The organism is Nocardia sp. CA-107356 (genome assembly GCF_050946365.1).
In the GTDB taxonomy this organism is placed as follows: Bacteria; Actinomycetota; Actinomycetes; order Mycobacteriales; family Mycobacteriaceae; genus Nocardia.
In genome coordinates this window covers 6712457-6737978 of sequence record NZ_CP191992.1, presented here as the reverse complement: position 1 = coordinate 6737978, position 25522 = coordinate 6712457, and the positions used below count along the sequence as shown (strand labels likewise).

At 63.3% G+C, this 25522-nt stretch carries 21 protein-coding genes and 3 pseudogenes; 9 read left to right on the top strand and 15 right to left on the bottom strand.

Going from position 1 to position 25522, the window contains the following annotated elements; genetic code table 11:
* The first annotated feature begins 242 nt into the window (after positions 1 to 242).
* The 3 genes from ACQP1G_RS30360 (at position 243) to ACQP1G_RS30350 (ending at position 3938) form a co-directional block, all read left to right on the top strand.
* Positions 243 to 1499, top strand: coding sequence for a lipase family protein (locus tag ACQP1G_RS30360; RefSeq protein ID WP_433193012.1), 1257 nt, complete (start codon positions 243 to 245; stop codon positions 1497 to 1499).
* 683 nt (positions 1500 to 2182) lie between these two features.
* Positions 2183 to 2563 carry an effector-associated constant component EACC1 gene (locus tag ACQP1G_RS30355; RefSeq protein WP_433193011.1) on the top strand — a complete coding sequence of 127 codons (381 nt, stop codon included), beginning with the start codon at positions 2183 to 2185 and terminating at the stop codon, positions 2561 to 2563.
* 22 nt (positions 2564 to 2585) lie between these two features.
* Positions 2586 to 3938, top strand: a complete 1353-nt coding sequence (locus tag ACQP1G_RS30350; protein ID WP_433193009.1) for a caspase family protein — start codon at positions 2586 to 2588, stop codon at positions 3936 to 3938.
* Between the two features lie 176 nt (positions 3939 to 4114).
* Here the strand turns inward: ACQP1G_RS30350 and ACQP1G_RS30345 are convergent, their stop codons facing one another.
* Positions 4115 to 4420: an FAD-dependent monooxygenase gene (locus ACQP1G_RS30345; protein WP_433208946.1), complete on the bottom strand. Its 306-nt coding sequence runs from the start codon at positions 4418 to 4420 to the stop codon at positions 4115 to 4117.
* A gap of 289 nt (positions 4421 to 4709) precedes the next feature.
* Here ACQP1G_RS30345 and ACQP1G_RS30340 point away from each other — a divergent pair, with 289 nt between their 5' ends.
* Positions 4710 to 5288, top strand: a complete 579-nt coding sequence (locus tag ACQP1G_RS30340) for a TetR/AcrR family transcriptional regulator (RefSeq protein ID WP_433193008.1) — start codon at positions 4710 to 4712, stop codon at positions 5286 to 5288.
* Positions 5281 to 6678, top strand: coding sequence for a nitrilase-related carbon-nitrogen hydrolase (locus ACQP1G_RS30335; RefSeq protein ID WP_433193007.1), 1398 nt, complete (start codon positions 5281 to 5283; stop codon positions 6676 to 6678). The genes ACQP1G_RS30340 and ACQP1G_RS30335 overlap by 8 nt, the downstream gene beginning before the upstream one ends.
* Positions 6679 to 7146: 468 nt before the next feature.
* On the opposite strand, the gene ACQP1G_RS30330 is transcribed toward ACQP1G_RS30335, so the two are convergent.
* From ACQP1G_RS30330 to ACQP1G_RS30320, 3 genes are all read right to left on the bottom strand, one after another.
* Complete coding sequence (locus ACQP1G_RS30330; RefSeq protein WP_433208944.1) at positions 7147 to 7587, bottom strand: GrpB family protein; 441 nt, start codon at positions 7585 to 7587, stop codon at positions 7147 to 7149.
* 95 nt (positions 7588 to 7682) lie between these two features.
* A complete protein-coding gene (locus ACQP1G_RS30325) occupies positions 7683 to 8840 on the bottom strand; it encodes a saccharopine dehydrogenase family protein (RefSeq protein WP_433193006.1) in 1158 nt (385 codons plus the stop codon).
* 75 nt (positions 8841 to 8915) lie between these two features.
* A complete protein-coding gene (locus ACQP1G_RS30320) occupies positions 8916 to 9932 on the bottom strand; it encodes an AraC family transcriptional regulator (protein WP_433193005.1) in 1017 nt (338 codons plus the stop codon).
* Positions 9933 to 10943: 1011 nt separating this feature from the next.
* Here ACQP1G_RS30320 and acs point away from each other — a divergent pair.
* Positions 10944 to 12823: pseudogene (gene acs, locus ACQP1G_RS30315) on the top strand (acetate--CoA ligase).
* Between the two features lie 341 nt (positions 12824 to 13164).
* On the opposite strand, the pseudogene ACQP1G_RS30310 reads toward acs, so the two are convergent.
* The 10 genes and pseudogenes from ACQP1G_RS30310 to ACQP1G_RS30265 all read right to left on the bottom strand — a co-directional run.
* A pseudogene (locus ACQP1G_RS30310) lies at positions 13165 to 13470 on the bottom strand (cupin); the annotation flags it as partial.
* 366 nt (positions 13471 to 13836) lie between these two features.
* Positions 13837 to 14640: an SDR family NAD(P)-dependent oxidoreductase gene (locus ACQP1G_RS30305; protein WP_433193003.1), complete on the bottom strand. Its 804-nt coding sequence runs from the start codon at positions 14638 to 14640 to the stop codon at positions 13837 to 13839.
* On the bottom strand, positions 14637 to 16007 hold the full coding sequence (locus tag ACQP1G_RS30300; RefSeq protein ID WP_433193002.1) for a flavin-containing monooxygenase: 1371 nt from the start codon (positions 16005 to 16007) through the stop codon (positions 14637 to 14639). The genes ACQP1G_RS30305 and ACQP1G_RS30300 overlap by 4 nt, the downstream gene beginning before the upstream one ends.
* 403 nt (positions 16008 to 16410) lie before the next feature.
* Positions 16411 to 16902, bottom strand: a complete 492-nt coding sequence (locus tag ACQP1G_RS30295) for a hypothetical protein (RefSeq protein WP_433193000.1) — start codon at positions 16900 to 16902, stop codon at positions 16411 to 16413.
* A 116-nt stretch (positions 16903 to 17018) separates the two neighbouring features.
* Positions 17019 to 18065 carry an AraC family transcriptional regulator ligand-binding domain-containing protein gene (locus tag ACQP1G_RS30290; RefSeq protein ID WP_433192999.1) on the bottom strand — a complete coding sequence of 349 codons (1047 nt, stop codon included), beginning with the start codon at positions 18063 to 18065 and terminating at the stop codon, positions 17019 to 17021.
* A gap of 346 nt (positions 18066 to 18411) precedes the next feature.
* Positions 18412 to 19293, bottom strand: coding sequence for an alpha/beta fold hydrolase (locus tag ACQP1G_RS30285; RefSeq protein WP_433192998.1), 882 nt, complete (start codon positions 19291 to 19293; stop codon positions 18412 to 18414).
* Positions 19294 to 19462: 169 nt separating this feature from the next.
* Positions 19463 to 19723: a WS/DGAT domain-containing protein gene (locus tag ACQP1G_RS30280; protein WP_433192997.1), complete on the bottom strand. Its 261-nt coding sequence runs from the start codon at positions 19721 to 19723 to the stop codon at positions 19463 to 19465.
* Positions 19668 to 19823 (bottom strand): annotated as a pseudogene (locus ACQP1G_RS30275) (WS/DGAT domain-containing protein); the annotation flags it as partial. The pseudogene ACQP1G_RS30275 and the gene ACQP1G_RS30280, both read right to left, overlap by 56 nt.
* A 153-nt stretch (positions 19824 to 19976) precedes the next feature.
* The gene (locus tag ACQP1G_RS30270) at positions 19977 to 20093 is read right to left on the bottom strand and encodes a helix-turn-helix domain-containing protein (RefSeq protein WP_433208941.1); all 117 of its coding nucleotides are present in this window, start codon (positions 20091 to 20093) and stop codon (positions 19977 to 19979) included.
* 203 nt (positions 20094 to 20296) lie between these two features.
* Positions 20297 to 20539, bottom strand: a complete 243-nt coding sequence (locus ACQP1G_RS30265) for an AraC family transcriptional regulator ligand-binding domain-containing protein (protein ID WP_433192996.1) — start codon at positions 20537 to 20539, stop codon at positions 20297 to 20299.
* A 95-nt stretch (positions 20540 to 20634) separates the two neighbouring features.
* Here ACQP1G_RS30265 and ACQP1G_RS30260 point away from each other — a divergent pair, with 95 nt between their 5' ends.
* From ACQP1G_RS30260 to ACQP1G_RS30250, 3 genes are all read left to right on the top strand, one after another.
* On the top strand, positions 20635 to 22113 hold the full coding sequence (locus ACQP1G_RS30260; RefSeq protein ID WP_433192995.1) for a flavin-containing monooxygenase: 1479 nt from the start codon (positions 20635 to 20637) through the stop codon (positions 22111 to 22113).
* 90 nt (positions 22114 to 22203) lie between these two features.
* Entirely contained in the window at positions 22204 to 23262 is a 1059-nt protein-coding gene (locus ACQP1G_RS30255; RefSeq protein ID WP_433192994.1) for an alpha/beta hydrolase, read from the top strand.
* 48 nt (positions 23263 to 23310) lie between these two features.
* Positions 23311 to 24390, top strand: a complete 1080-nt coding sequence (locus tag ACQP1G_RS30250; RefSeq protein ID WP_433192993.1) for an alpha/beta fold hydrolase — start codon at positions 23311 to 23313, stop codon at positions 24388 to 24390.
* Positions 24391 to 24535: 145 nt separating this feature from the next.
* Here ACQP1G_RS30250 and ACQP1G_RS30245 read toward each other — a convergent pair whose 3' ends face one another.
* Positions 24536 to 25438, bottom strand: a complete 903-nt coding sequence (locus tag ACQP1G_RS30245; protein ID WP_433192992.1) for a pentapeptide repeat-containing protein — start codon at positions 25436 to 25438, stop codon at positions 24536 to 24538.
* Positions 25439 to 25522 lie beyond the last annotated feature (84 nt).

The window sequence follows — 25522 nt, the reverse complement described above, 5'->3', positions numbered from 1 at the left end:
GGCTGACCCAGCGAGCGTTTTCATCCCCATTGGACGGAACAAATAGTTGTCGGAAAATTTTCAGCTGTAAATATGGTTTCGTTATGTTATCGTGACCTCGACCCCCAGTGGTGTAACCGGTTGGTGCGGGCCCAGAGTGCCTGCGCGTCGGATAGTTGGACGCGGGAGGCGTGATGGAATCCCGAAATATGTTGTCGACGTATCGGAAAAATGCTTGCCGCACAGCGTGTTCGGCTGCCGATATGCCTGGTCTGCCGGTCGGCGGAGCGCCCTGGCAACCAGTGATGTGGTGGCGGATCGGCCGGCTATGGCTCGCGACCCTCACGCTCGCCATGATCATGCTGCCGGCAGCATTGTCGATGCCGGTCGCGCGAGCTGCAGTGCTGTCCCCTGGTGAGGATCCCTTCTATGCCGCACCCACCGATCTCGCGTCACATCCCAATGGCGCGGTGCTCGGGGCGCGGACGATCCCACTGCTCGGTCTGCCGATACCGGTGGCGGCGTGGCAATTACGGTATCGCACAACCGATTCCGAAGAGCATCCGCAGCTGGACGTGACCACGGTGCTGGTGCCACCGGTGCCCTGGAGCGGGCCGCGGCCGGTGTTGTCGTACCAGGTACCCGAGAACAGTCTCGACACCCGGTGCGCGCCGTCGTCGACGCTGCGCGGCAGAAGCGACAGCGATATGGCCAGCACCATGCAGGATGTGCCGTTCATCGCGGACGCACTGCGGCGGGGATGGGCCGTCGTGGTCAGCGACTACGAAGGGCCGCAGTCCCGACTCTTCGACGGCGTGACATCCGGGCGTGGAGTCCTGGACGGAATCCGGGCCGCCCGGTCCTTCCCGCCAGCCGGCATCGATGCCTCGAGCCCGATCGGCGCCTTTGGATATTCGAGCGGAGCCTTCGCCACGCTGTGGGCCACCCAGTTGCGTCGGGAATACGCACCAGACGTGCGATTCGTCGGCACCAGCGCCGGCGGAATCCCCACCGATATCCCGGCCGTGGCACAACGCGCCGACGGCGACGCGGGGGCGATACTGATCCTGCTCGGGCTCGCCCGCAATGAACCCGACTCCCGGTTGGCCGACTTGCTGAACGACCGGGGCCGCCGCGCGCTGCTCGCCGCGGACACCTCCGCCTGCGGTGCGGATCTGGCTCAGAAATACTCCGACATCCACGTCGACGACCTCGCCGTCGTCCCGAACCTGTTGGCGCAGCCCGCTTTCCGCAACGCCGCCACGCCCAATGAACTCGGGCGCACCACCCCCGACACCCCGCTGTACCTGTACCACAGCGTCGCCGACGAGAAGATCCCCGTCGCCGGCTACACCGCCCTCGTCGATGCCTACTGCGCTCAGGGCGCCACCCTCACCGCGATCCACTCGCTGTTCCCAACGCACATCGGAGCCGCGGCGGGCGAAGCCTTCGGCGGCATGAACTTCCTCGCCGACCGCTTCGCCGGCACCCCACAAGCCCCGGGGTGTGTGGCGCAGTAAGGCTTGGCATCTCATCGATGAAATCCTCAGCGACCACCAATCGCAGAGCCGAGGAAATGGCGGCAACCGATCCGCGGATCGCTACTGCACACCACGCGCTGCTGCGTTCGATCTTCCAGTCAGAGATGGGCGATCGGCGCGCGGACCAGCGCACGGAGTACTTCGAGAATCTGTACTGGTGCGCGTTTCTGCTCTGGCAGGTGCAGCGGCGTAAGGCATCGACGCCGCTCGGATCGTCTCCGCCCAGGCCACGGTTCTCTAGCGCTTTGGCAGCTGTTGCGCGGGAGAGGGCCTGATGGGCACCCGGGTGCCCGGTCAGGTGGCCTCGACCGAAATGCCTACCCAGCTGGTCCAGCCCGCCGCGATCAGGCCCCTATGGGGCCAACTTTCGAGAATCGTCGCGGTAGTGGGCAGATGCGCGGGTAAGGGCTTATCTGCGATGAATCCTTGGCGCCGATTTCGGGCGAATGGGGTTCACCGTAGAACTCGCCGACACGATCGGCGCCGGCTCGCTGAACATCTTCTGTGACTGGACCATGTGCCGCCGGCACGGTCGGCGGCTCCCAGGCCCGGGCCCGATACCGCAGCAGTCCTTCGGCCGGATACGGGGCGTATGCGGTTACTCCTGTGCCCTTGTTTCCGAGGGCTGTGACAGATGGACCTGAACTTGCGATGGTTGTGTCATGACGTCACTTCGCTTGTGTATCAGGATGCCTGACGCTCCGGAGTCGCTCCGCTCGTTACTCGAGTGGCTACGCGCTGAGGATGAACTGCGTGGTCGAGTGAGCCTCGAGTCCGTTTTCGACCAGACCGGTCACGAGATGGGCGGGGTAGTCGACATGCTCGCTGTCGCGCTCAGCTCGGGCGGGGCGGGGGCGGCACTTGCCGGATCCTTGTCCACCTGGCTCACTCATCGCCGCTCGGACGTAAAAATCACTGTCACTGGTACCAATGGGCGCAGCATCGAACTGGACGCGCGTCGAGTTCCGGATGTGTCCGCTTTGGTGCGTGATATCGACCGGTTGGTCGATACGGCGGAGCGCAGCGGTGAAGAGATTCCCTGATCCGGTTCGATCCCGTGCTGTCTTGATCGGCGTCAGCGACTTTCCTGAATCACCCGATCTTTCCGGCCTGTCCGCTGTTCGAGAGAACCTGGTGGGGCTATGGCATCGGCTGACCGATCCGGACACCGGCGTTCTAGAGAGTCAGAATTGCATAGTCGCCGATCCGATGTCGTCGGTGGCCGAGCTCGGCCGTCTCTTTGGCAAAGCGGCGGGAGAAGCGTCGGATATGCTGTTGATCTACTATGCCGGACACGGCCTTCTCGACGATCGGGGGCGGTTGTATTTGGCGACGAGCCAGACGCAGGCTCGCGCACCGAAATACAGCGCGCTGGCGGTGGATCTGCTGCGCGAGGATGTCGGCAACAGTGCGGCCGGGGCCAGGGTACTGATTCTGGACTGCTGTTTCTCGGGACGGGCCATCGAGACGATGAGTGATCAACAGGGGTTGTTCAGGGAACAGGTCACGATCGCGGGTACGTATACGATGACGTCGACTACCGCCAATTCCCCTGCCTACTCGCTCGCCGGGCACAAATATACGGCGTTCACTGGAGCGCTGCTGACTGCTTTGGACCGCCCGGAACCACTGCCGCTCAACGATATCTATCTCGCCGTCGCCGAGGATTTGCAATCCCGTGGCTTGCCCCGCCCCCAGCAACGGGCAACCGACACCGCCGGTGCCTTGGCGTTGTCCCGAGGGCGTGTGGATCCCTTTCCGCCCCCCGATCCCTTACTTGACGAGGTGCGCTTCGGTCCTGCGCAAGCGGCAGCAATACGGGAAAAAGGACTGCAGGTAATGCGCCGCGCTGCTGCGTTTGCATGTGCGGTGACCGCTGGTTTATATGCGCTATTTGCCGTCGCCAACCATGACCCGGGCGAGATTTGGGGAGGAGTAGTGCTAGCGCTGGTGGTCTATTTCATCCTTACGTTTTTCGTACACGCAATGAGGCGGGCCTCGGCCAAAGATCCAACGTTGATTGTCGACGGTACCGGCCTCACTATGACTTGGAGTAAGAGCGCACTCTGGCCCGAGGGGCGCTTGTTCTATCCTTGGAAGGATATTTCTCACGTGGGTGTCGTTCGGCCGCTGCCAGGTACTGTCAACTCGAAACTTAAGGAAATCTACGATGCCAACCACGCCTTGATTGTGCGATTGCGCCCCGAGGTTCCCGATCCTCCGGGGGAAAGTCATTTCCATCTCTCGAACGAATTGAATAAACTCGGCTACCATGCGATAATCTCCCGAATCGGAGGATTCGGCGCTACCAAAAAAGAGCTTTTGGCCGCACTCGACCGATTCGCCGGAGAACGGGTGGTACATAGCGAGAAGGAATTTCTAGCGCGAGATCCCAGACTTCGCCCGGACATGCTCTGACGCGCCCACGACGTGAACGGGCCCGGAGCTACCGCGCCATCGGCAACGGCGAGTGCCGGTCGCGCCCCGATCAGCGGGATCAACAACTCCGAGCCGCGGGCGAGGGCTCGAGACACCGCGACCGGCACTCGAACGGTCTCGACCACACCCACCAGCGCATGTTCGCAGCCAAGGGCTCACCCTCGACCATCCGGCATCCACATTTCATCGCGTGAAAACAACGACAATGGTTGGACCAGCGGTGCTGGTGTGTTGTCGGTGTGGTCCACGATGAAGTCGCGGGGGCCCGCTCCGCAGTCGACGACGCAAGGGAATTCGTGAGGTTCCAGGCGTCCTGGATGCCGGTGTTGGCGCCGAACCCGAACGGGCGGGGTTACGTGTGCCGCGTCGCCGAGCAGGAAGATCCGGCCCGTGCGGTGGAGTCGGCTACCCAGCCGCCCATGTGTCACGGCCGAGTGGTCTCCGACTTCGGCTCGAAACAACTTCAAGCCGTGGACAACACAACTCTGCCCTAAAAGATGCAAACCATCGTGCCCCGCCGTGTCATGCCATGAACCGGCTTCGGAACAAGCTGTGGTTCCGGATGCCTGCGCGTACCCACGGCCGCTGTGTCATCGATGTCCGCCTCGGACGCGACGGATGCTCTGCCGTCGATCATGAGCACCACCCGTGCAGAAGCGACTGCTGCGAACCGCGTGGTTACGGAGTTCGCCAGCCTACTCGGCGACAGATCGTGTCTACAGCGTACACGTCGATGTGTACGCTGTAGACATGACTGAATCCGGTACGGCGGAACGGCTGGCGGCTGTTGCGCAGACGATTCTCTTGGAGGAAGGTGCGGCGGCGGTGACCATGCGTCGGGTAGCGGCGGCGGTCGGCGTCACGCCGATGGCTACCTACCGGCACTTTCCGAATCGGGAGGCACTGCTGCGTCAGGTCGTCGACACGATGTTCGCGGAGCTGGGGAAGACGTGGGGGCAGCGCCCGGCGGCAACCTTCGCTCAGCGGGTCGCTGGGCTGCTCGACGACTTCCTCGACTTCGCTTTGGGGAAGCCGAATCTCTATCAGTACCTGATCACCGACCGGCGTGCGGGCGTCCGGCAGTTTCCGCAGGACTTCCGTGACGCGGCATCGCCGGCGTTCAGCCCGGTGGTCGCCGCCGTCGAGCAGGCCATGGCCGACGGTGAACTCCGAGAGGACGACCCGCTCGAGGTGTCGCTGGCGCTCACCATGCCTGCGGTCGGCATGGTGCAGCTCTATCTCGGTGGCCGAATGGCGATGGGGGAGACCGACTTCCGTGCCCTCTGCCGCCGCACCATGGAAAGGGCTCTCGATGGGCTGCGTGCGTGAGCCGGTGGGCGCCGTCGTGGCGACGGTGTCCTCGGGCGTCCTGTTCTATTTCGGCACGGGCCTCGCGCCGGTCGCCGCGCTGACCTGGCTGGCGCCGCTGCCGGTGTTGCTCCTCGCGACGCGGGCGCGTGCCCGGATAGCGCTTCCCACCGCATTCCTCGCCTATCTCGGTGGGACGGCGAACATCTGGGCGTGGTCGCTACGTTCGCACGACCTACCGTTCTTGCCGTGGGGGTTGGTGGTCAGCACCTGCCTGTCCGCGACGTTCGTGCTCGCGGTGGCGCTGTTCCGACGTCTGGTCCTGCGCGGGCACGCGTGGCTGGGTGCGCTCGCCGCGCCGGCGGTCTGGACCGGTGTGCTCTACCTGGTCACCTTGCTCAACCCCAAGGGCCTCACCGACACCTTCGCGACCGCCCAGGCCGACGTGCCGGTGGTGGTCCAGACCGCTTCGGTCACCGGGTCGTGGGGCCTGGAGTTCCTCGTGCTGCTGGTGCCTGCGGCGGTCGCGGCCGTCCTTGCGCCGACGGTGCGCCGGGCGGCACGAATCCGCACCGGCGCGTTCACCGTCGGCGTGACCGCTCTCGTGCTTGTCGGTGGTGCGGTGCGCTTGACGTCGGAATCCGGTGCGCCGCAACGGATGGCGGTCGTGGCAGCAAACGTGGACGGGTGGGCCGCGGACGTCGGAACGCCGACTGGGCAAGTGCTGGTCGACAGCTATGCCGACCGCATTGCCGCCCTGCCGTCCGGCGTGCGGACGGTCGTTCTGCCCGAGGGCACGTTCGGTGCGAACGAGCCGAGCCCGGCAGTCCTCGTCGACCGGTTCCGTGCGCTCGCGCGAGACCGGCAAGCGGTGCTCGTCGTCGGGTACGCGTATTGGGCGACGAACGCGAAGTACAACTACGCGTTGGTCTTCCCGGCCGACGGGGGCGCGCCGGTGCGGTACCTCAAGCACCATGACGCGGTCAGTCCGCCCAGCCACGATCTGCTGGTTCACGACGGCACCGGGTTCGAGATCTGCCTGGATGTCAACTTCGCCGATCCGAGCCGTGACTACGCAGCGGCCGGGGCGAGGTGGCTGGCGGTGCCCGCGTCCGACGAAGGCGACGACGGTCGGCTGCACAGCCGTACCGCGTTGCTGCGCGGCGCGGAGAACGGGCTCCCGGTGGTGTGGGGCGGCCGGCGGACTCATCAGATGGTCTCGGACGGCTGGGGCCGGGTTGTCGCAGACATCCCGAGCGGCGCGGATCCGGCGGGCTTCACCACGCTCGTCGCCGACGTCGGGCCGGGCCCGGGACCGACCTGGTACACCCGACTCGGTGACTGGTTCGCCTGGCTGTGCCTGCTGGTCTCGGCGGCCGGGCTGGCGGTGGCAGCGCAGGTACGGCGCTGAAACCGGTTCGTGTGTGGGGTGTTCCGGGTCGGCCCAGCCTCGGCGATTCACCGATGTAGTTGGCGTGGATATGACGAAAGGTGCTCCGACCTTCGATAATCGCGGCCGGTCATCTGCTGCACGCCGTCGCTGACGGCGTGCTCATCGGCACCTGGCCCTGCCCGGTTGGACGAGCCAACCTCAGATGGATCCGCAGCGGCCGCACCCGGCCCACGCCCTGTGATCGGTACCGCTGTGATGCAAGCGGGGCGGACGGTACCGGACAGACCAATACCGGCGGACATCGAACGCCAAGTCAGGCGATAGTCCCGAACAACCGAGTACCGCGGAACCCCGGCTGAGTCTGCCTCCGGAGCAGACTCTCGATAAGGTAGTTGCGGACGTTCCAGAGGTGTTGGCGACGAACCGATCAACGGTTCGCTGTGGTGTCTGCCGACCGGGCGCCTTGCGGCGATATGTATACGGCGGTCAGGCCGTCTCTTTCATCCCGGCAGCGTGGAACAGACGGTCGTAGATCTCGTGGATCATGTGCTGTTTGCGTGCGTTGTAGTCCATGACGTGGCCACCCCCGGGGACCGCGGCTCGTTTGGCGTTCTCATAGACGGCGCGGTCGTCAGGGTGGGTGCGAAGCCAGTCGCGAAACATTCGGAGCCGGATGGTCTCCGGGCAGTCCGGGGCGAAGACATGCAGGTTGACGCGAGGAACTGCGAGCCTGAGACACCGATGCCCATGAAACGACGGCTCTCGGACAGTGAGGTGATAGCCGAGGCCTTCGAGCGGAGGGACGTAGCTGGTCTCCTCTCGCGGGTCGGCGACGGTAAGGGCAATATCGATGACGTCCTTCGCGGCCAGTCCAGGGACCGAGGTGGAACCTATGTGCTCGATATCGAGGACCATGGCTTGTGTCAGCCGGTTCTCTCACGACTCGCCGGTAGATGTCGGCGATTGTGTTGTTAGCGGGTTTCCAGCCGGAAAAGGTGATCGTGTCCACGTGGGCTGCGTATTCACTTGGCCGGTCGTTCATCGACGAGTTCAAACGTGATCCCAGCCTTGACCAAGCGGTCGATCAGTGCGTCGCCCATAGCGGCGGCCGGCGTAACCGGACCGGCCGTCTGTGGCAGGTCATCGAATGCAAGGCTCATGGCGGCTTCGCCGAGTATTTTGGTCGTTTCGGTATAGCCGGGGTCGCCGCCGGACACTCGGCAGACCACGTGTCGGTCGCCACCAGTGCCGTGGAAGGTGACGGTGAACGTGCTCTTCGCGCGGGCCTTCTCACTCGGCCCCTTACCCGGATCCTTCAACTCGAGCAGTACCGACCGCAGCGGTTTTAGTTGCGCACCGACCAGCAACGTGCTGACCAAGCCGATGATCCCGGCCGCAGCCGCAAAGTGGCGGGTTCCGATCCAGTGGCGGTACATGAAGTCCGGTCCATACCGGTCGAGCAGCCGACCCGAGTAAGCGACGTTTTGACCGTCGACACCGGGAAACGGAACAAGCCAGAATCCGAACCGGCGGGTCGGCCGTGCGCTGGGGTTCTGCGAGACGCGCCCCGCCGGCTGCCCTTCAATGGAGGCACGGGCACGGGCCGCGGCACGCCACTGGCGCAGACGCGAAAGGTAATTGACGACGGTGTGGTAGGTGCCGCCCGAGATACCCGCGGAGACCTGGACCACCCCGTCGACGCTGATCGGTACGTCCTCAGGAAGGTACTTGACGGTGAAGTAGGTGCCGAGGTCATGCGGTACTGAATCGAAGCCTGCCGAGTGCACGATCCGGGCCCCGCTGGCGGTGGCGGTGTCGCGGTACTTCACAAACATGGTGTCGACGAACTCCTGCTCGCCTGCGAGATCGAGGTAGTCGGTGCCGGCTTCCGCACAGGCCTTCACAAGTTCCTCGCCGTACATCAGGTAGGGGCCTACGGTCGTGATCAGGACCCGAGTAGACGCAGCGACCTTCGCGAGCGCAACCGGATCGGACGAGTCGGCGACGAGGATCGGCAAGTCGGGCCGACCCAGACCGTCGCGGACGCCTTCCAGTTTCCGTGCACTTCGGCCTGCAATGGCCCAGCTGGCGTCGGCTGGCAGACGTTCAGCCAAGTATTCAACAGCGAGCCGGCCGGTGAAGCCGGTCGCTCCGAAGACGACGATGTCGTAGTTACGCATGGCCAAGACTCTTGGCCATTGCCCAGCCGCAGGGCAGGTGCCAGTCGGCGCAAGACTTGTGAATTTCGGCGGCCGTCAGTCCGGCCCCAGCAGGGCGGTCCGGTACGCGCGAGGTCCCATCCCCTTCCAGCGACGAAATGCCTGCGAGAAGCTTGACACTTCTTGATAGCCGAGCCGTTCAGCAGCTTGGGCGACCGTGAGGCCTGCTACAACCATCTCCTCGGCGAGACGCTCCCGGATCTCGTCCAGCAGCTCACGGTAGGAAGTCCGCTCGGCAGCTAGGCGTTCACGCAGAGTACGGGAACTCATCATCAATTCGCGGGCGACGCGTTCGGCCGTCGGAGGGTCGACCGGTCGCGCCAGCAGCAGGTCGCGCACGCGGCCTGCTACACCGGTGCGGGCGCTACTGCGTTCGAGCAACTCCCGGCATTGCTCCTGCGCGAGCGCTTGGGTGTGAGCGTTGGCCTGTGGCATCGGAAGGTCGAGCAGGGCGGCATCCACGGCAAGGACTGTCTCGTCGCCGGCGAACTTCGGTGTGATTCCCAGGATCTGTTCGTAGCGCTCCGGGTCCGCGGGCGGAAATGCGAGCACCAGCCGCTGGGCCAGGATCTGGTCAGCAAAAAGCTCGCGTTGAAGCGTGGCGATGACCGCGAGATCACGTTCGATGGCGAAGCGCCTCAATGGCTCCGGCACATCCGGAGCATCGAGTACCAACTGGACCTCGTCACCGATGCGACGGAGCTCGAAGTGGGACCACGCATACGTAAGGTCAAGGAACTGAAGTGCGACATCGAGCGCGCCACCGAGCGTTGGGCTACTCAGCAGGGCAAAACCCCAGAAGCCGAAGGACGTGAGGTGGAACCGGCTGCCGACCTCCAGCCCGAGAAGGTCCCGACCATCCGTCGCTGCCAACAAGTTGCCGACCACCGACTGTTCCTGTCGCGCAGTCACCTCGGTACCACCTTCACGCAGCGCCGCTTCAGTGAGTCCGGTGCCGGCCAAGCATGCAGCTGTGGGCACACCGAGATCAACGCCCAGGTCAACCAGCGCCGAGACACTGGTCGGTGGTCGAGGAATCTCCCACTGAACCATCGACGCCTCCGTTCAAGCTCCCGCCGAATCTAACAACTCTGGCGCCGACAGACCACTACAGAGTTAGCGGTCAGGGCCAGCAGATCGTCGGATATCGCTGTCAACCAGATGTGCGCGAGGGCGAGTGATCGCAGCCCGGACAGGCGGGTGACGGCCATTGGGAACTCGACAATGTGGTTGTATCCCCCCGGCTGCAACGAAGACAGATCCAGTTCACGGAGTCCGTCCAGCCGCTCGAGTCCTCGTGTATGGCACATGTTGTTGTGCCACAGTAGAGGCTCCGCATAGTCAGGTGTGGAACAGAAGAGCCTTAACGGCTCGCAGCAATCGTGCCCGGAGAGTCGTTGCAACAGTCGGGAAACGGCGCGCAGCACTGCACCCAGGTGTCGATCGAGGTGATCACGACCTGCCGGGTCCTCGACATCAGGAATCAATCTGTCTGGTTTGCTCCCCAGGTTGTCGGCTCCGGCCCTCGTGTTCCGCCGCCCCGGCTGTTTTGCTGGGGCGGTGCGGATACGTTCATGCCACAGTGGCAAGGTCGCCGTGATCGCCTTGCTAGGGGCGATAGCGGCGGGGAGGCAGTCGGCTGCCGTCAGCAGGCGTGGCGCGCACAGGGAGGTGAGCCTCGATGGAATCGGCTGGGCGCCAATAGCATTCGATCGATCTGCACCGACGGGTTCCGATGCGTGAGGTGCTGGTGACCAGCGGCGACGGTACGCATATCGCCGCGCAGGAGTACGGTCTGGCCTTACCAGCCGTCCCGGCCTGTTCGACATTCTGAACCAAATGCTGCGTATCCCAGAGTTCTGGGCCTACACACTTCCATTGTCGGTCATGGAGGTCCGCGCCCTCACCGGTATCGGCGTGGAGAAGGCCGTTTCACACTGAGCGTGTGACCCGTTGTCCCCCAGCACATCAGAGAAGGAGCTTTTCGAAGTGACCAGCACTGTACCCGAGACCGGTGATGCTGTCACCGCCCGGCAGACGGCCCGCGCGCCGAGTGAATCCTTTGTGGCGCAGGCCAATACGGGGGCTTCGCTCTATGATCGGGCATCCTCGGATCTGGAGGTGTTCTGGGTCGAGCAGGCCGCGCGGCTGCACTGGGATCAGCCCTGGACCAAGGTCCTGGACTGGGACGACGCACCCTTCGCCCGCTGGTTCGTGGACGGCAAGCTGAACGTCGCCTACAACTGCGTGGACCGGCATGTGCTGGACGGGCACGGCGAGCAGGTCGCCATCCACTGGGAGGGCGAGCCCGGCGATTCCCGCGACATCACCTACGCCGATCTGCTGGCCGAGGTGTCCCGCGCCGCCAACTACCTCACCGAACTGGGCCTGGTGGCCGGTGACCGCGTCGCCATCTACATGCCGATGGTCCCCGAGGCCATCGTGTCCATGCTGGCCTGCGCCCGCCTGGGCCTGACCCATTCGGTGGTCTTCGCCGGCTTCTCGGCCACCGCTTTGCGCCAGCGGGTCGACGACGCCGCCGCGCGCCTGGTGATCACCACGGACGGCCAGTGGCGGCGTGGTAAGGCCGCCCCGCTCAAGGCGGCCGTGGACGAGGCTCTCGCCGAAGGTGATTCGACGGTCGAGCACGTACTCGTGGTGCGGCGCACCGGAATCGAGACGCCGTGGACCGAGGGTCGCGACCTGTGGTGGGACGAGAGCGTCGCGAACGCGTCGCCGGAGCACGAGGCGCAGGCCTTCGACACCGAGCACCCGCTGTTCATCCTCTACACCTCCGGCACCACGGGTAAGCCGAGGGCATCCTGCACACAACCGGCGGATACCTGACCCAGACCTCGTACACGCACCACTACGTGTTCGATCACAAGGCGGGACAGGACGTGTACTGGTGCACCGCCGACATCGGCTGGGTCACCGGACACTCCTACATCGTCTACGGACCCCTCTCCAACCGCGCCACACAGGTCGTTTACGAGGGCACCCCGAACTTCCCCGACGAGCACCGCCACTGGCAGATCGTCGAGAAGTACGGCGTCTCGATCTACTACACCGCCCCCACCCTGGTGCGCACCTTCATGAAGTGGGGCCGGGAAATCCCCGAGTCCCACGACCTGTCGAGCCTGCGCCTGCTCGGCTCGGTCGGTGAGCCGATCAACCCCGAAGCCTGGCGCTGGTACCGAGAAGTGGTGGGCGCCAACAAGACCCCCATCGTGGACACCTGGTGGCAGACCGAGACCGGCGCGATCATGATCTCCCCGCTACCGGGCGTCACCGCGACCAAGCCCGGCGCGGCCATGACCCCGCTGCCCGGCATCTCCGCCCGCATCGTCAATGACGACGGCACCGATCTGGGCAGCACCGATGCCGACGGTCTCCTGGTCCTGGATCAGCCCTGGCCCGCTATGGCGCGCGGCATCTGGAACGATCCGGACCGCTTCCGCAGCACCTACTGGGACCGATTCGCCTCGGACGGCTGGTATTTCGCGGGCGACGGCGCGAGATTCGATGCCGACGGCGATCTCTGGGTCATGGGCCGCGTGGACGACGTAATGAATGTCTCCGGCCATCGAATCTCCACTGCCGAAGTGGAATCCGCGCTGGTGGGTCATTCGGGTGTCGCCGAGGCGGCGGTCGTCGGTGCCAGCGACGAGACTACCGGTCAGGGCGTCGTGGCGTTCGTCATCCTCACCGCCGAAGCGACCGATACGGGTGAGCAACTCGTCAACGAATTGAAGGCCGAGGTGTCCCGGGAGATCAGCCCGATCGTCCGGCCGCGCGAGATCCATGTGGTCCCGGAGCTTCCGAAGACGCGCTCCGGCAAGATCATGCGCCGTCTGCTGCGTGATGTGGCCGAAGGCCGCGAACTCGGCGATACCTCCACCCTGGTGGACCCCACTGTGTTCGAGTCGATCGCACGCCGCTGACTTCTGTCGGGAGGTCGTTGTGCTCGGCCGCCGCGCCGGCATGCATGGCGCCTTCAACAATCCCGAGCTGGAGGAGCTGGGCCGGGAAGAAACAGGTCTGGTGCTGCGGTCGATCGGATACTTCGGCATCCCTCTGCCCGGCCTTCCGTTCGACGAGAAGCACAGTGTCGTACCCAACACCGACGGGCGCGTGATGAACGGAGAAGCCGTGATTCCGGGCACCTACGTCACAGGGTGGGCCAAACAGCAGGTTGACTTGCCGTGGAGGCCGAACGTGGGATGCTATCGGCAGGCAAAGCAATTGTCGGCGGTGCCCTCGATATCTACGACGGCAGCGCCGATTACGAGGTGGTCCGCAAGTCGTCGAGGGTGGGGAAACCTTCGCTGATGCGATCGCTGGTGAATTCGCCAATCCAGCCGTCTTCTTCCTCGAAGAGACGGATGGCGATGAAGTCCGGCCTGGTGCCCATATCGAACCAGTGCAGGGTGCCGGCGGGCACCGAAATCAGGTCACCACCCTCACAGACCACGGCCACGACCTCGTCGCCGAGGTGCAGGTAGAAGCAGCCGCTCCCGGCGGCGAAAAAGCGTACCTCGTCCTCGGCATGGCGGTGTTCGTTCCGGAATTTCGCCCGGGCGCCCGCGGCGATCTAGCGGTCACCCGCGATCTTCGATTCCGTCAAATGACGTACTTCCACCGGCCATCCCTGCACCTCCATGCCACGTCGCCGACTCGCCACGGAACAGCCGATTGCGGAATCGCATCTGTCACAACTCATCTGGCGTTTTTTCACCTGTATCGGAGACGCCACGGCCGCCGAACCCGGACTCTGACGCGAGGTAGCGCCTTGGGCCCGTATCCGGAGCTTGGGTCGTCGGACCACCCAAGCTCGGTTGTGAAGGGCCACGATGCCGCAGATCCGTTGGACATTGGCAACCGGAGCAAGTGTTCTGCGGTTTTACTTAAGTGTCGACTTCTCCGCACGCTGCTCGAGTGTGGGTTGCGGTCGAGGCTATGGGGAACCGAGCGTGATTCCGTTCCGTCGTGGGTACTTCTGTAAGCCCGATTGCGCCGCTCGTTCCAACAGTGGTCGAATGTGTTGCAGCACACCGGGTGTTATTCCGACGATTTTCACCAGCCAGCCATCATGGCGGGGCACACATTTCTCGAGGCGGGGTCGATCGAGGTTGGCGACGACGGCGTTGGCGATTGTCTCTGGTTTCAGCGGTTCGCTCAGGAAGTTGAGGGCCGAACCACCGTGGGTGGCTTCATGTCTGAGCATCGGGGTGTCGACCGCACCCGGGTGCACGAGGCTGATACGCACTCCGGTTTCCTTCTCCCACAACGACATCGAGAGCATGAAGGCACGCAGACCAGCTTTCGAGGCGCAATAGACAGGGCTCTCGGCCAGTGGCAGCATCGATGCGAGCGAGGCGACGGAGATGATCTGACCGCGACTCTGCCGTAGCAATGGGAGTAACGCGTGCGTGAGCAGGATCGGTGCGTGCAGATTGATCAGCTGTTCCCGACGAATCACGGCCGGATCAGCGAGTTCGATCGAACCGACGGTCACGATGCCGGCGTTGTTGACCAGCAGGTCACAGCTGCCGCCCGCGTCATCGACCGCGGTCAGCACGTGCTGGTAGAAGTCGGGAGCGCTCAGGTCGGTAAGCACGCCGGTGACCCCAGCAGGCAGTCGCTCGAGTCCCGCGATGTCCACGTCGACTGCGAGCACGTAATAGCCGCGTGCGACCAATTGCGTGCAAATGGCGGTGCCGATGGCTCCGGCCCCGCCGGTCACTACCGCGACTTTCATGCGTTCGCGGATTCCACGGACTGCTCACATCGCAGATCACCGAACAGGCCGGGCGTAAGGTCCTGCCAACCCATGCGTTTGCGGACCTTGGCCAGATAGCGGCGGTAGGTGCGGGCGTCCACATAGGATCGGTGCCGAGCCGAGTCCAGAAAGTGGAGGCCACCGCTGAGTTCGGGGCGGTCCTCGGCGATCAGGCGGTCGAAGGCGGCGGCACGGGCCGGGAGGTGGTACTGGTCGTGCAGGTACTGAGCAACGAGATTGCTGACGTGGTCGAACACGGTGTAGGCACTCGAATTGATCTCGAGATAGCCCAGACCGATCAGGTTGTAGTGGTCACGGTTGAATGCCGACAGGTACAGGTCGGGACGTCCGTCACGCCACTGGAAGTATTCCTCGGGCACGTATGGAATCGACCAGTTGTAGCCCGTCGCGTAGAGGACCAGATCGATCTCTTCGGTGCTGCCGTCGACGAAGCGGATTCGGTCGCCGTCCAGGCCGGCGATGTCGGGGCGAATCGCGACATCGCCGTGCTGAAGGTAGTGCAGGAGTTGGCTGTTGAGCAGCGGATGTGATTCGAACAGTTTGTGATCCGGCTTCGGCAGGCCGTACTTGGTGAGGTCGCCCTGGATCACGCGTAACAGCGTTTGCATCAGCGGCCGCTCGAGTTTGACGGGCAGGTCCGGGCCATGGCTGCCGAACTCGTCGGAGGGAATTCCGAAAACGTGCTTGGGGATTATGTGATAACCCCGGCGCACACTGACGAACGCGGCCTCGGCATGGGCAGCCGCGTCGCAGGCGATATCGGCACCCGAGTTGCCCAGACCGACGATGAGGACACGCTTACCCCAGAACTCCTCTGGATTCCGGTAGGACGAGGAATGTCGAATCTCGCCGTTGAAAGTGCCCGGGTGCTCGGGGCTGCGCGGGGCCCAGGTGACACCGGTCGCGCAGATCACGGCGCGGTACTGCTTGACGGTGCCGTCGGGCACGGTGACGTTCCAGATATCGCCGACCTGTTCGACATGCTGGACTGCACAGTTGAACCGGATCGCGTCGCGCAGACCGTAGGCTGCGGCGAAACCCCTTGTGTACCGGAGAATATCGCGGTTGCTCGGATAGTCCGCGTAGGTGTCGGGCATCGGGAAGTCGAAGAAGCCGGACGTACTGCGAGACGAAATGAAGTGGGCCGACTTGTACATCGGGGTACCCGGATTATCGAGATCCCAGATTCCGCCGACGTCGGAATGCCGCTCGTACTGGTCATAGGGGATGCCCAGCCGTTTCAGGGCGCGGGCCGCCGACAGTCCGGCGGGTCCGGCCCCGACGATACAAACACGCCCGCCAGTGACATCGGTGGTGTCGGTCATCAATCCTCCTGATGGTCAATACCTGTGAGGTCAAATTCAACGCTCAGGGAGCCAGCAACGGGAGGGGTGCTCCCGCAAATATGGGGCGCAAACCGGACAGAATCGTTCTGTTGCTACGGACCGGTCGGTTTTGCAATATGTTTGCTTCGACCACCGTGATGGCAGAACGAGCCCTGTCTCGGGGCGGATCGGTCTCGGTGGCCCAAGTGAATCCGGCTTGGCGGCGCTTCAATGCATGGGTCCGCAGCGAGCAGTTCTCGAACAGCGTGATCGGCTTCAACCCCGTTACGCCGTCCTGACAACCTGCGCCCCAACGCCATCACGTATCAGGCTATGGCCGAAGCGATCTATCCAGCGGTCTTCCCAACGGCTTTCGATACAAGACAACGGACGGGTTGAACGCTCAGAATCGCCTGCCCACCGAGAAATATTCGCCGAACCCCGACGGCAGCTGGATCTGCTCGGCAGCCGTCTCGAGACTGTGTGCACCGGCACCTAAATCCGATGCCGCGATGTGAAACATGTTGTAGCGGTATGGTGTTCGAAACTCCATGGCAAACGGCGCGCGGGAACCGTAGGCAATCAACGTTCCGGGTGCCAGGAGACTCGACCGGGGTGCTCGGTTGTGAGTGCCCTCGCCCTCGATCAGAAGTCCGACGATGTATCGGCTGTCGGCGGCAATACTGCACGGCGTGACCCATGACGGCACGTCGTGCGACACCGTACAACCGCCGATTCGGCCTGCGGACCACGGCTCGAAACTCCCGCAGAACAGTTCACTCGCCGCCGACGCGATCAGCACACTATCGTCCTCGTGGACCGGGAGCCTCGCGAGATAGTTCGACACGATCGAACCACCCACGACTTCTCTCACCAACACCGCTGCCTCCACCATTCCGGATACTGCCGGTATGGGCGAACTTAAGTGTGTGCCTTCTCCAGAGGGCTGCTACCAGCGGGTTTGTCCGGATATGCCCTTGCGAGGCGGGTTCGGCCCCGGCATCTCGAGGGTCAGCGTCCGGCCGAAGCACGCTCGGCGCTGGGGGTCTTTCCAGTCCAGCGTTGGTACGCGCGGCGGAACTGGCGGCTGTCGCTGAATCCAACCTCAGTGGCGACAACGGCGACCGGGATGTTGGACTCACGCAACAGAACCGTCGCACGGTGCATACGGACCCGGTCACGAATCTCACCGAACTTCAGACCGGCGTCGGTAAGCCGTCGGTGCAAAGTGCGGTCACTGATCGCCAGCCGGTCGGCGATCTGCGCCATTGTCACCGGGTGTCGCAGATTCTCCCGTAGTACGCCTACGACAGCGGCCACCGTGTCGGGGCGATGGCCTTCCGCATCGGCCAACTGACGTGCCGCCTCGACGGCGATCGCCAATTGGGCGGGGTTGGCGGTCGGAATCGGGCGGTCCAGTAATTCGGTGTCGAACCAGATGCGGACATGTTGTGCGCCGAACTGAATCGGGCATTGGAAGAACCGACGGTAGACATCGGCGTATGCGGGCGCTGGATAGGAGAATTCGATCCGCTTCGGTGTGATTTGGCCGCCGAATGCCGCACGCACCAACGCGACGATCGACGCGCATGCCTCTTCGGACAAGAAGGGCAGTAGCTCGGCATCTGGGCTACGCTCCAGCAGTCTCAATTCGAATTCGTCTGTCCCGTAGTTTATTTCGCAGTTCAGCAGACTCCCGGCCGCCTGGTGCAGGCTTGTGCCGATCGCGATCGCCTCCGCGCCGGAGCGGGAGGAGCGAATAGCGAAGCCGACCAGGCCCCAGGACAACAGCACGTCACGGCCGCCCATGCGCATTCCGACGGGACCTGCGGGCAAGGTGTGCAGGGCTCGCCGCAGAATGGTCGTCGCCTGACGGAACGACAATCGCGTCCCGGGCAGGTCGATCTGGCCACGGGTCAAGCCGGTGCCGACCAGCAAAGGCTCGGTGTTGGTGCCGCGTTGCTCGACGATGTCCAAGACGCCCGCGACGATGTTCGGAGGGATCCGCGCGTCTTGGAGTGGATCATCGGCAAGACGGTGCGTCGGCTCGTTCATCATCGGTCGAGATGGGTAAGGCGGCACGTGTGCGCGGCTCGGCCACACGTCGGCTGCCCAACGCACGATGGACGGCGGCTTGGGTAAATTGCTGGGCTGCAACACCTTCAGGAGCAGCGGTGGATTCCCCGCGCGGGCGCTCGTCGCTGCCCGGGGCTGCGGATCTGTCAAGTCTGACATCGGAGGGGTTGCTCCCTTCACACGTGTTCTGGCGATCGCGAAACGGATTCCGCGGGCGCCACCAGTGATCGCGACGGCCCAGCCGTCCAGGTCATGGCCGCGGGCATAGCCACCTACTCCTACTGGTCAGCGTATGCGGACGTCGATTGTTGCGGTGCTGCGAAGGAATTCACTTGCTCAGCTCGCGTCGATCGGCGGTTCTCACGAACCCGTCGATGAGGTCAACCCAGGTCTGTGGCGGAAGGTCGTGGCCCATGCTGGGTATCAGGAACAACTCAGCGCCTGGGATTGCCGCGGCCGTTGCGCGCCCGCCTGACACATGGATCAATGGATCTGACAAGCCATGCACGACGAATGCCGGGATAGTCAACCGGCCAAGGTCTTTGGTGCGATCCGACGCCGCGAAGACGGCGGCGGCCTGTCGAAGTGCGCCATCTGGACTGGTACCGCGGGCGACGCTGCGGGCGGCGAACGTGTGGAGGGTGCTCTCATTGAAGAGAAAGCCGGGGCCGGACAATGTGCAGAGCATCTTCGTCAAGTAGGCGATATTGGCGTCGCGATTCGCGGGGAATCGGTTGACAATATAGGAAACGGCGGCCGGTTTCCTGGGATAGCCTACGCGCAGGTTGCCGGTGGTCGACATGATGGAGGTGAGCGATCGGACCCGGCCCGGGTATTCGATCGCGATCGTTTGGGCGATCATGCCGCCCATAGACATTCCCATCACGTGCGCCGCCGAGACGTTGAGATGGTCTAGGAGTCCGACCGCGTCGGCGGCAAGGTCCCGTAATAGGTAGGCGGGCCGTTGCAGCCGAAGGGCGACTCGGACCGGACTGTTGGGTTCGGTGAACTTCGTGGAACGTCCGCTATCACGGTTGTCGAACCTGATGACATAGAATCCGCGACCGGCGAGCTGTTTGCAGAGTGTCTCGTTCCACGAGATCATTTGGCCATGGATGCCGTGTATGAGCAACAACGGCTGGCTGTTCGCGTCGCCGAACGTCTCGTAGCAGATGTCGATTTCGTTTACATGGGCAATATGTTCCACCATCGGTGGCCTTCTTTCTTTCGAGTCGGTGACGGAGTGGTTGCTCCAGGGCATTCGGTGATGAATCCGCCGTCATGTCGAGACTGGCGCCGATGAACTACCGCGTGTTGAGGCGATGCGGCATCGATCGCTTACCAGGTGCAGGTGAACGGCGATCGGCCCAAAGGCGATCTCAGCCCTCTTGGCCCGGAGTTCGCTGACCGGAATCCCGGACAGCTTCTTCGAGCTGTTCCAGCGCCGCGAGGGTATAGACCGCAACATCCTGGACACGAGGCAGAGAAGTACGGCAAGCAGTAAAGCTGAAGTTCAGATTTCCGTCGTAGGAAACGACCGTGATATTGAGAGCTTCGTTCTTGAACAAACAGGGACATCGGGAAAAACGACTCCATGCGGGCGGCGCCGGCGTAGAGCGGCTGTTCAGGTCCGGGAACATTGGAGATCACGATGCTCTTGCGCGACGCGAGCGCCTCGTCGTACCAACTCGCGTGGACGGGGGGCTCACCGATGCCGCCCCGAGGGCTCGATGAAGGCATCGACCTGGCCTTTTCTGTCACAAATCCGCCGAAGCAACGACATGTCCTCTCCTCCGGACGCCAGCCACAACGGTAAAGAGAGCCGAGTCGGTAGCACAGGTGGTCGTTGGCGAAAGATTTACTAGATTCGGCAATCCGCAATCGCGGCAACTGTCAGCGGGCGAGCTGCAGTGACCGGTAAGCCCGAGGGCTGACCCCCTTCCAGCGCTGGAAGGCTTGGGAGAAGCTCGACACGTCTACGTACCCGAGTCGGTACGCGACCTCGGCCACGGGCAACCCCCGACGACGAGCAGTTCCTCGGCGATGCGCTCGCGCACCTCATCCAAGAGGCCTCGGAACGATGTTCCCTCGGCAGCCAGATTGTGGCGTAGCGTTCGGTCGCTCATGTGAAGGGCCCCAGCGATCTCGAGGCGAACAGCTCTTGCTGGATGGTCTGGATCCCCGTGCGGCGTCTTTCTCGACAACAAAACGCTTCAGCGCCACCGGGATTCCGGTGTCTCGAGTACCAGCTGGGTCTCGTTGGCCACCTGACGCGCCTGGATCAGCGAGAAGGCAAATGTGAGATCGACGAACCGGAGTCCGATCTCCAACGCGTCGCGAAGCGTCGGGCTACTCAAAATTGCGAAGCCCCAGATGCAATACGACGTCAAGTGGAAGCAGGGGCCGGACTCGAGGCCCAAATTGCCGAATCTAGTAAATCGTCCGCCGAGAGTCACCTGTTCCCGCGGATTGCCGACTCCTAGGTTTAACCAAACCTGACCAGAACGGAAGAAGAACCATGGGACATAGCAAACCGCCTGTCGGTCCTTCAGTGACGATCATCGGCTCCGGCTTCGCTGGCCTCGGCATGGCCATCAAGCTCAAAGAGGCCGGGTACCACGACATCACGATTTTCGAGAAGGCCGACGGCGTGGGGGGCTGTTGGCGAGACAACACCTACCCCGGCGCCGCCTGCGACGTGCCTTCGCACCTGTACTCGTTCTCGTTCGAGCCGAAAACCAACTGGTCGCGCCGGTTCGCTCCGCAGTCAGAAATACTCGAGTACCTCCGGCACTGCGCTCGCAAGTACGACGTACTGCGCCACATCCGCTTCAACACCGAGGTCGTCGGAGCCACCTTCGATGAGCTGTCGAGCCAGTGGACCGTCGAGTTGTCCGATGGTAGGACACACACGTCAATGCTGCTCATCCCAGCTACGGGTCAACTGAACCGCCCGGCTTACCCTCGGATTCCCGGCATCGATACGTTCGCCGGGGAAATGTTTCACTCGGCCAGGTGGAACCACGACTACGATCTGACCGGCAAGAGCGTTGCAGTGGTCGGCACCGGTGCGTCAGCCATTCAGTTCGTGCCGCAGATCGCTCCCCGGGTCGCCGAACTCACTCTCTTCCAACGCGCCGCCCCACATGTTCTCCCCAAGCCGGATTACAGCTACCCCAGCCTGATTCGTGCGGCCTTCACTCGCATCCCCGCGCTACAGCGACTCTCGCGCTTGGCAACCTACTGGCAGCTGGAGCCGCGCGCTCTGGCGTTCACCAAATTTCCCCAGCTGATGGCACCAGTGAACTACCAGTTCCGTAAGCGCCTTCGCCGCCAGGTCACCGATCAGGCGCTGCGGGAAAAGCTCACCCCCGCAGACCCGATCGGCTGCAAGCGCATTCTGATCTCCAACGAATTCTACGAGGCGACAGTCCGCGCGAATGTCGAGGTGGTCACCTCGGCGATCACCGAGATCCGCCCGGGGGGAGTGGTCACAGCTGAGGGACGGGTCCACGAGGTCGACGCCATAATCTTGGGTACCGGCTTCCAAGCGACAGACATGCTCGCGCCCATGCACATCACCGGCCGCGGTGGCCGCGCACTGCACGACGAGTGGGCCGAGGGTGCCGAAGCCTATCTCGGCATCTCGGTTGCCCATTTCCCGAATCTTTTTATTCTCTATGGACCCAATACGGGTTTGGGGCACAGCTCGGTCATATTGATGCATGAAGCGCAGATCAACTATGTGATGCAGGCCGTCGCATTACTCGCAGAAGGCGAAGTCGGTGCGCTCGAGGTGCGGGGCGATGTTCAGCAGCGTTTCAATGAGAAGCTCCAGGAGCGTATCCAGGAGACTGTCTGGGACCAGGGCTGCACGAGCTGGTTCAAAACCGAGTCCGGTAAGAACCCCACGAGCTGGCCCGGCTTCACCTTTACCTACTTCGCCCGTACTCGTCGCTTGAATTTGGATGACTACATCATCGAGTCCACCGACGACCGCGTCGTTGTCGGTGCGGGCGATCCGGCATGACTTTGTCGTTGAACCACATGAGGCCTTTGCAACCCTGATCGGCCTCTGTGCCAGAAACCGCCCGATTCGAAAGAAAGAAAAGAACGACCTATGAGCCAAGCCACCAGCCGGACCCTGACCCGACTGCGGAAGATCGAACGGGCAATCGTTTTGGCGATCCCGCACACAGCTTTCCGGTTGCTCGGTCAGAAAGCGCCCGTCAATGTCAACGGTGACCGACTTGTGCCCGAGGCGGCAGTGATGCTGCGTTTCATGAACAGGCTCCCTGGCTCCGACTTCTCCGACAAGCCCGTCGAGCAGGCCCGTGTGCAGGCAGAAGAAGAGGCAATCGTCTACGCCGACACCTTCGAGCCGTTCGTCATCGAAGAAGACCTCCATATTCCCAGTCCCGCCGGACCCATCCCCGCCACGCGCTACCGCGCGCACGCCGGGGCACCCCGCGGACTCATCGTCTACTTCCACGGTGGCGGTTGGGTCCTCGGAAGCCGCGCTTATATCGACTCCGCGGTCCGCTTCCTGGCGGTGCACACCGGGGCGGATGTGCTCTCGGTCGACTACCGCCTGGCCCCCGAGCACCCGTTCCCCGCCGCGATCGACGACGGACTGGCTGCCTGGGACTTCGCGGTCGCGCATGCCTCCAGCTGGGGAATCGACCCCGACCGTATCGTCGTTGCCGGAGACAGTGCGGGTGGCAACATCAGCGCGGCTCTCAGCCAATTGCTTCGCGGTCACGCCCACCCGCCCCGGATGCAGGCACTTCTCTTCCCAGTACTGGACCTGTCGACGGAGCACCCCTCGTATGAGGAGTTCGCCGACGGTTACTACCTCACTCGTAAGAAGATGCGCTGGTTCAAGGGCCACTACCTCACCAAGCCGGACGACGCCCTCGACCACCGGGCATCCCCCCTTCTCGGCGAGGACCTCGCCGGCCTTCCACCCGCCTATATCGCCGTCGCGGGATTCGACCCGTTGCATGACGAAGCCATTGCCTACGCCGCGCGACTCGAAGAGGCCGGTGTGCCCGTCACCCTGCATCGCGCCACCGGGCTCATCCACGCCTACATCTATGTCACCGCAGTCAGCCCCGGCGCTCGAGCATCAACACTTCATGCGGCCGCAGCGATCGTTGCGGCACTCGACGCTCCGTAGGCCGGGGAGAACGTCTCACATCCATCGATCCGTGAGGAAGGAACTTCAATGCGTTATCTTCCGTCGCTGACACGCCGACGGCTCCTCGTTGGAACCACCGGTGCGCTGGCCGTGTTCCTTGCAGTTCGTGTTGGGTCGAGCGCTTCGGCAGTTCCGAGCGACAACCGGACTCCCTGGGAGCCGATTCAGTTCGACCGGGCAAGTCCTCCGGTTCCGGTAGTCGAACACATCGTGAAGAGTGCGGACGGGACTCCGATCGCGGTGCAGGAATACGGTCGAGCGCGCGGGACGGCACCGACGTTGGTCATGCTGCACGGGTACCCCAACAGTCACGCGGTGTGGTTCCCGATCCTGCCGTTGCTCGTTGACGAGTTTCGTGTGCTCACCTACGACATGCGTGGTGTGGGTAATTCTGGAAAACCAGATGATGTGGACTCGTATGTTCTCGACCGGCTCGACGAAGATTTCAGCGCGGTGGTCGACAACTTTGCCCCTGATGAGCTGGTCCACTACATCGGGCATGATTTCGGTGGCGTCATCGGGTGGGACCTGCTGACGAAGCCAGAATTGGCGTCGCGGATAGCATCCTTCACCACATTCGGGGCTCCGTCGTTCGACATGTTCGGTGCCTGGTTCAGGAAGCATGTAGCGTTCGGAGATCAGCCGTTCGGATTGCTGGATATCCTCAATCAGATGATACGGATCCCAGAGTTCTGGGGGTTCGCAGCCAAGTCGATCGTCGCCGCAACGTGGGCTCGTATACCGCGCTCTACGAGCGTCTTCGACCAAGCCGTCAGATGGCTTCACAAAATGTCGAACGAGCCGCGTGAATCCAATCACCCCAACGATGACGGCTATCACGCGGGACTTGCGTACACCGCCAACTTCTCAGATCGTGTGATGAACCCGCGGTACGCCAGCCTCCCGGAGGGAACCCCTCCCTTGCAGACATTGGAAGGCGTTTACGATCGGTTCTTCTCCAACGAGTTTCAAGCATCGATGGATTCATTTGGAATTCCCATCGAGAGACGTCTCTACAACGCCGGCCATTGGGGGATCGCAACTACAGCCAACGGCCAGATTGCAGACCTGATTAGATCATGGGTCCGGATTAATTCAGGCAGTTGACCTCGATTTTTCTCGCTTCTGCCGTGCCGGCCCCATCGGTTTCGGATTTGGTTGGAATCCGCTGATCAGTGGATTTCGATCTCGCTGTGCAGCATATTTCGCGCCCGCCCAGGAACTCGGAGTTTCGACAGCTTCTCGTGGCGGCTCAGCTAGAAGGGCACCTGCTCGTTCGAGTGGGCGGAGGAACGTAGTCGCTTGGCCAGCTCGTGGATGACGAGTAGCACACGGATTCCAGGTTCGCGCCGGTCAGGTCTGCCCCGGTCAGGTCGGCGCCGGTCAGGTCGGCGCCGGTCAGGTTCGCGCCGGTTAGGTTCGCGCCGAACAGACCCGTGCCGGTCAGGTGCGCGTAGGTCAGGTTCGCGCCGATCAGCTGCGCTCTGGTCAGGTTCGCGCCGATCACGTGTGCGCCGATCAGGTGCGCGCCCGACAGGTCCGCGCCGTTCAGGTGTGCGCCGTTCAGATACGCGCCCGACAGGTCCGCGCTGGTCTGGTGCGCGTCAGCCAGGTTCGCGCCGGTTAGGTTTGCGCCGTTCAGGTGCGCGCCGGTCAGATACGCACCGAACAGGTCCGCGAAGGTCAGGTGCGCGCGGTACAGATACGCGCCCGACAGGTTCGCGCCTCTTAGGTGTGCCTCATCGAGCCAGGCCGCCGCCAGATCAGTACCTGCGAGACACGACGTTCTGAGGTCGATCGGATTGAGGCCGTCATAGCTGGTATCGCGACGGCCGACGACAGCGACCGCAGCCTGTACATCGACCGCTAACGCCGATCCGGACAGGGTCCCGAACTCGGGCGCGACACATGGTGTGATGGGCGAATGAGTGCGAACGAAGGCGGTCAGCACTTCGTATACAGTTGGATGGTCTGCGGGTGAATCGTGGGCCACGTGTTCCAATGAGTAGATGCCGCCGAGGCGTATGTCGATTGTGTTCGAACCGAGGTGCTCGATTGCTTTGCCGAACCGGTCGGCTATCTGGCCTTGTTCGGACAAAGCATATTGATTTTGGGTAGCGCGCAATGACTGACCTGTAAACCACAGTGCAGTCACGGCCGTGAATGCAGTGGCGAATGCCGCCACCTTTGCCCAGCCGTCCCAACCGATCAGCTTCGCCAGGAAATGGCCGAGTTTCTG

Bases quoted from the DNA above. Each gene is read 5' to 3' on its own strand.
- ACQP1G_RS30360 (WP_433193012.1), top strand. From the start codon at position 243: ATGCCTGGTCTGCCGGTCGGCGGAGCGCCCTGGCAACCAGTGATGTGG.
- ACQP1G_RS30355 (WP_433193011.1), top strand. From the start codon at position 2,183: ATGACGTCACTTCGCTTGTGTATCAGGATGCCTGACGCTCCGGAGTCG.
- ACQP1G_RS30340 (WP_433193008.1), top strand. From the start codon at position 4,710: ATGACTGAATCCGGTACGGCGGAACGGCTGGCGGCTGTTGCGCAGACG.
- ACQP1G_RS30325 (WP_433193006.1), bottom strand. From the start codon at position 8,840: ATGCGTAACTACGACATCGTCGTCTTCGGAGCGACCGGCTTCACCGGC.
- ACQP1G_RS30320 (WP_433193005.1), bottom strand. From the start codon at position 9,932: ATGGTTCAGTGGGAGATTCCTCGACCACCGACCAGTGTCTCGGCGCTG.
- ACQP1G_RS30305 (WP_433193003.1), bottom strand. From the start codon at position 14,640: ATGAAAGTCGCGGTAGTGACCGGCGGGGCCGGAGCCATCGGCACCGCC.
- ACQP1G_RS30300 (WP_433193002.1), bottom strand. From the start codon at position 16,007: ATGACCGACACCACCGATGTCACTGGCGGGCGTGTTTGTATCGTCGGG.
- ACQP1G_RS30295 (WP_433193000.1), bottom strand. From the start codon at position 16,902: ATGGTGGAGGCAGCGGTGTTGGTGAGAGAAGTCGTGGGTGGTTCGATC.
- ACQP1G_RS30290 (WP_433192999.1), bottom strand. From the start codon at position 18,065: ATGATGAACGAGCCGACGCACCGTCTTGCCGATGATCCACTCCAAGAC.
- ACQP1G_RS30285 (WP_433192998.1), bottom strand. From the start codon at position 19,293: ATGGTGGAACATATTGCCCATGTAAACGAAATCGACATCTGCTACGAG.
- ACQP1G_RS30280 (WP_433192997.1), bottom strand. From the start codon at position 19,723: ATGTTCCCGGACCTGAACAGCCGCTCTACGCCGGCGCCGCCCGCATGG.
- ACQP1G_RS30255 (WP_433192994.1), top strand. From the start codon at position 22,204: ATGAGCCAAGCCACCAGCCGGACCCTGACCCGACTGCGGAAGATCGAA.
- ACQP1G_RS30250 (WP_433192993.1), top strand. From the start codon at position 23,311: ATGCGTTATCTTCCGTCGCTGACACGCCGACGGCTCCTCGTTGGAACC.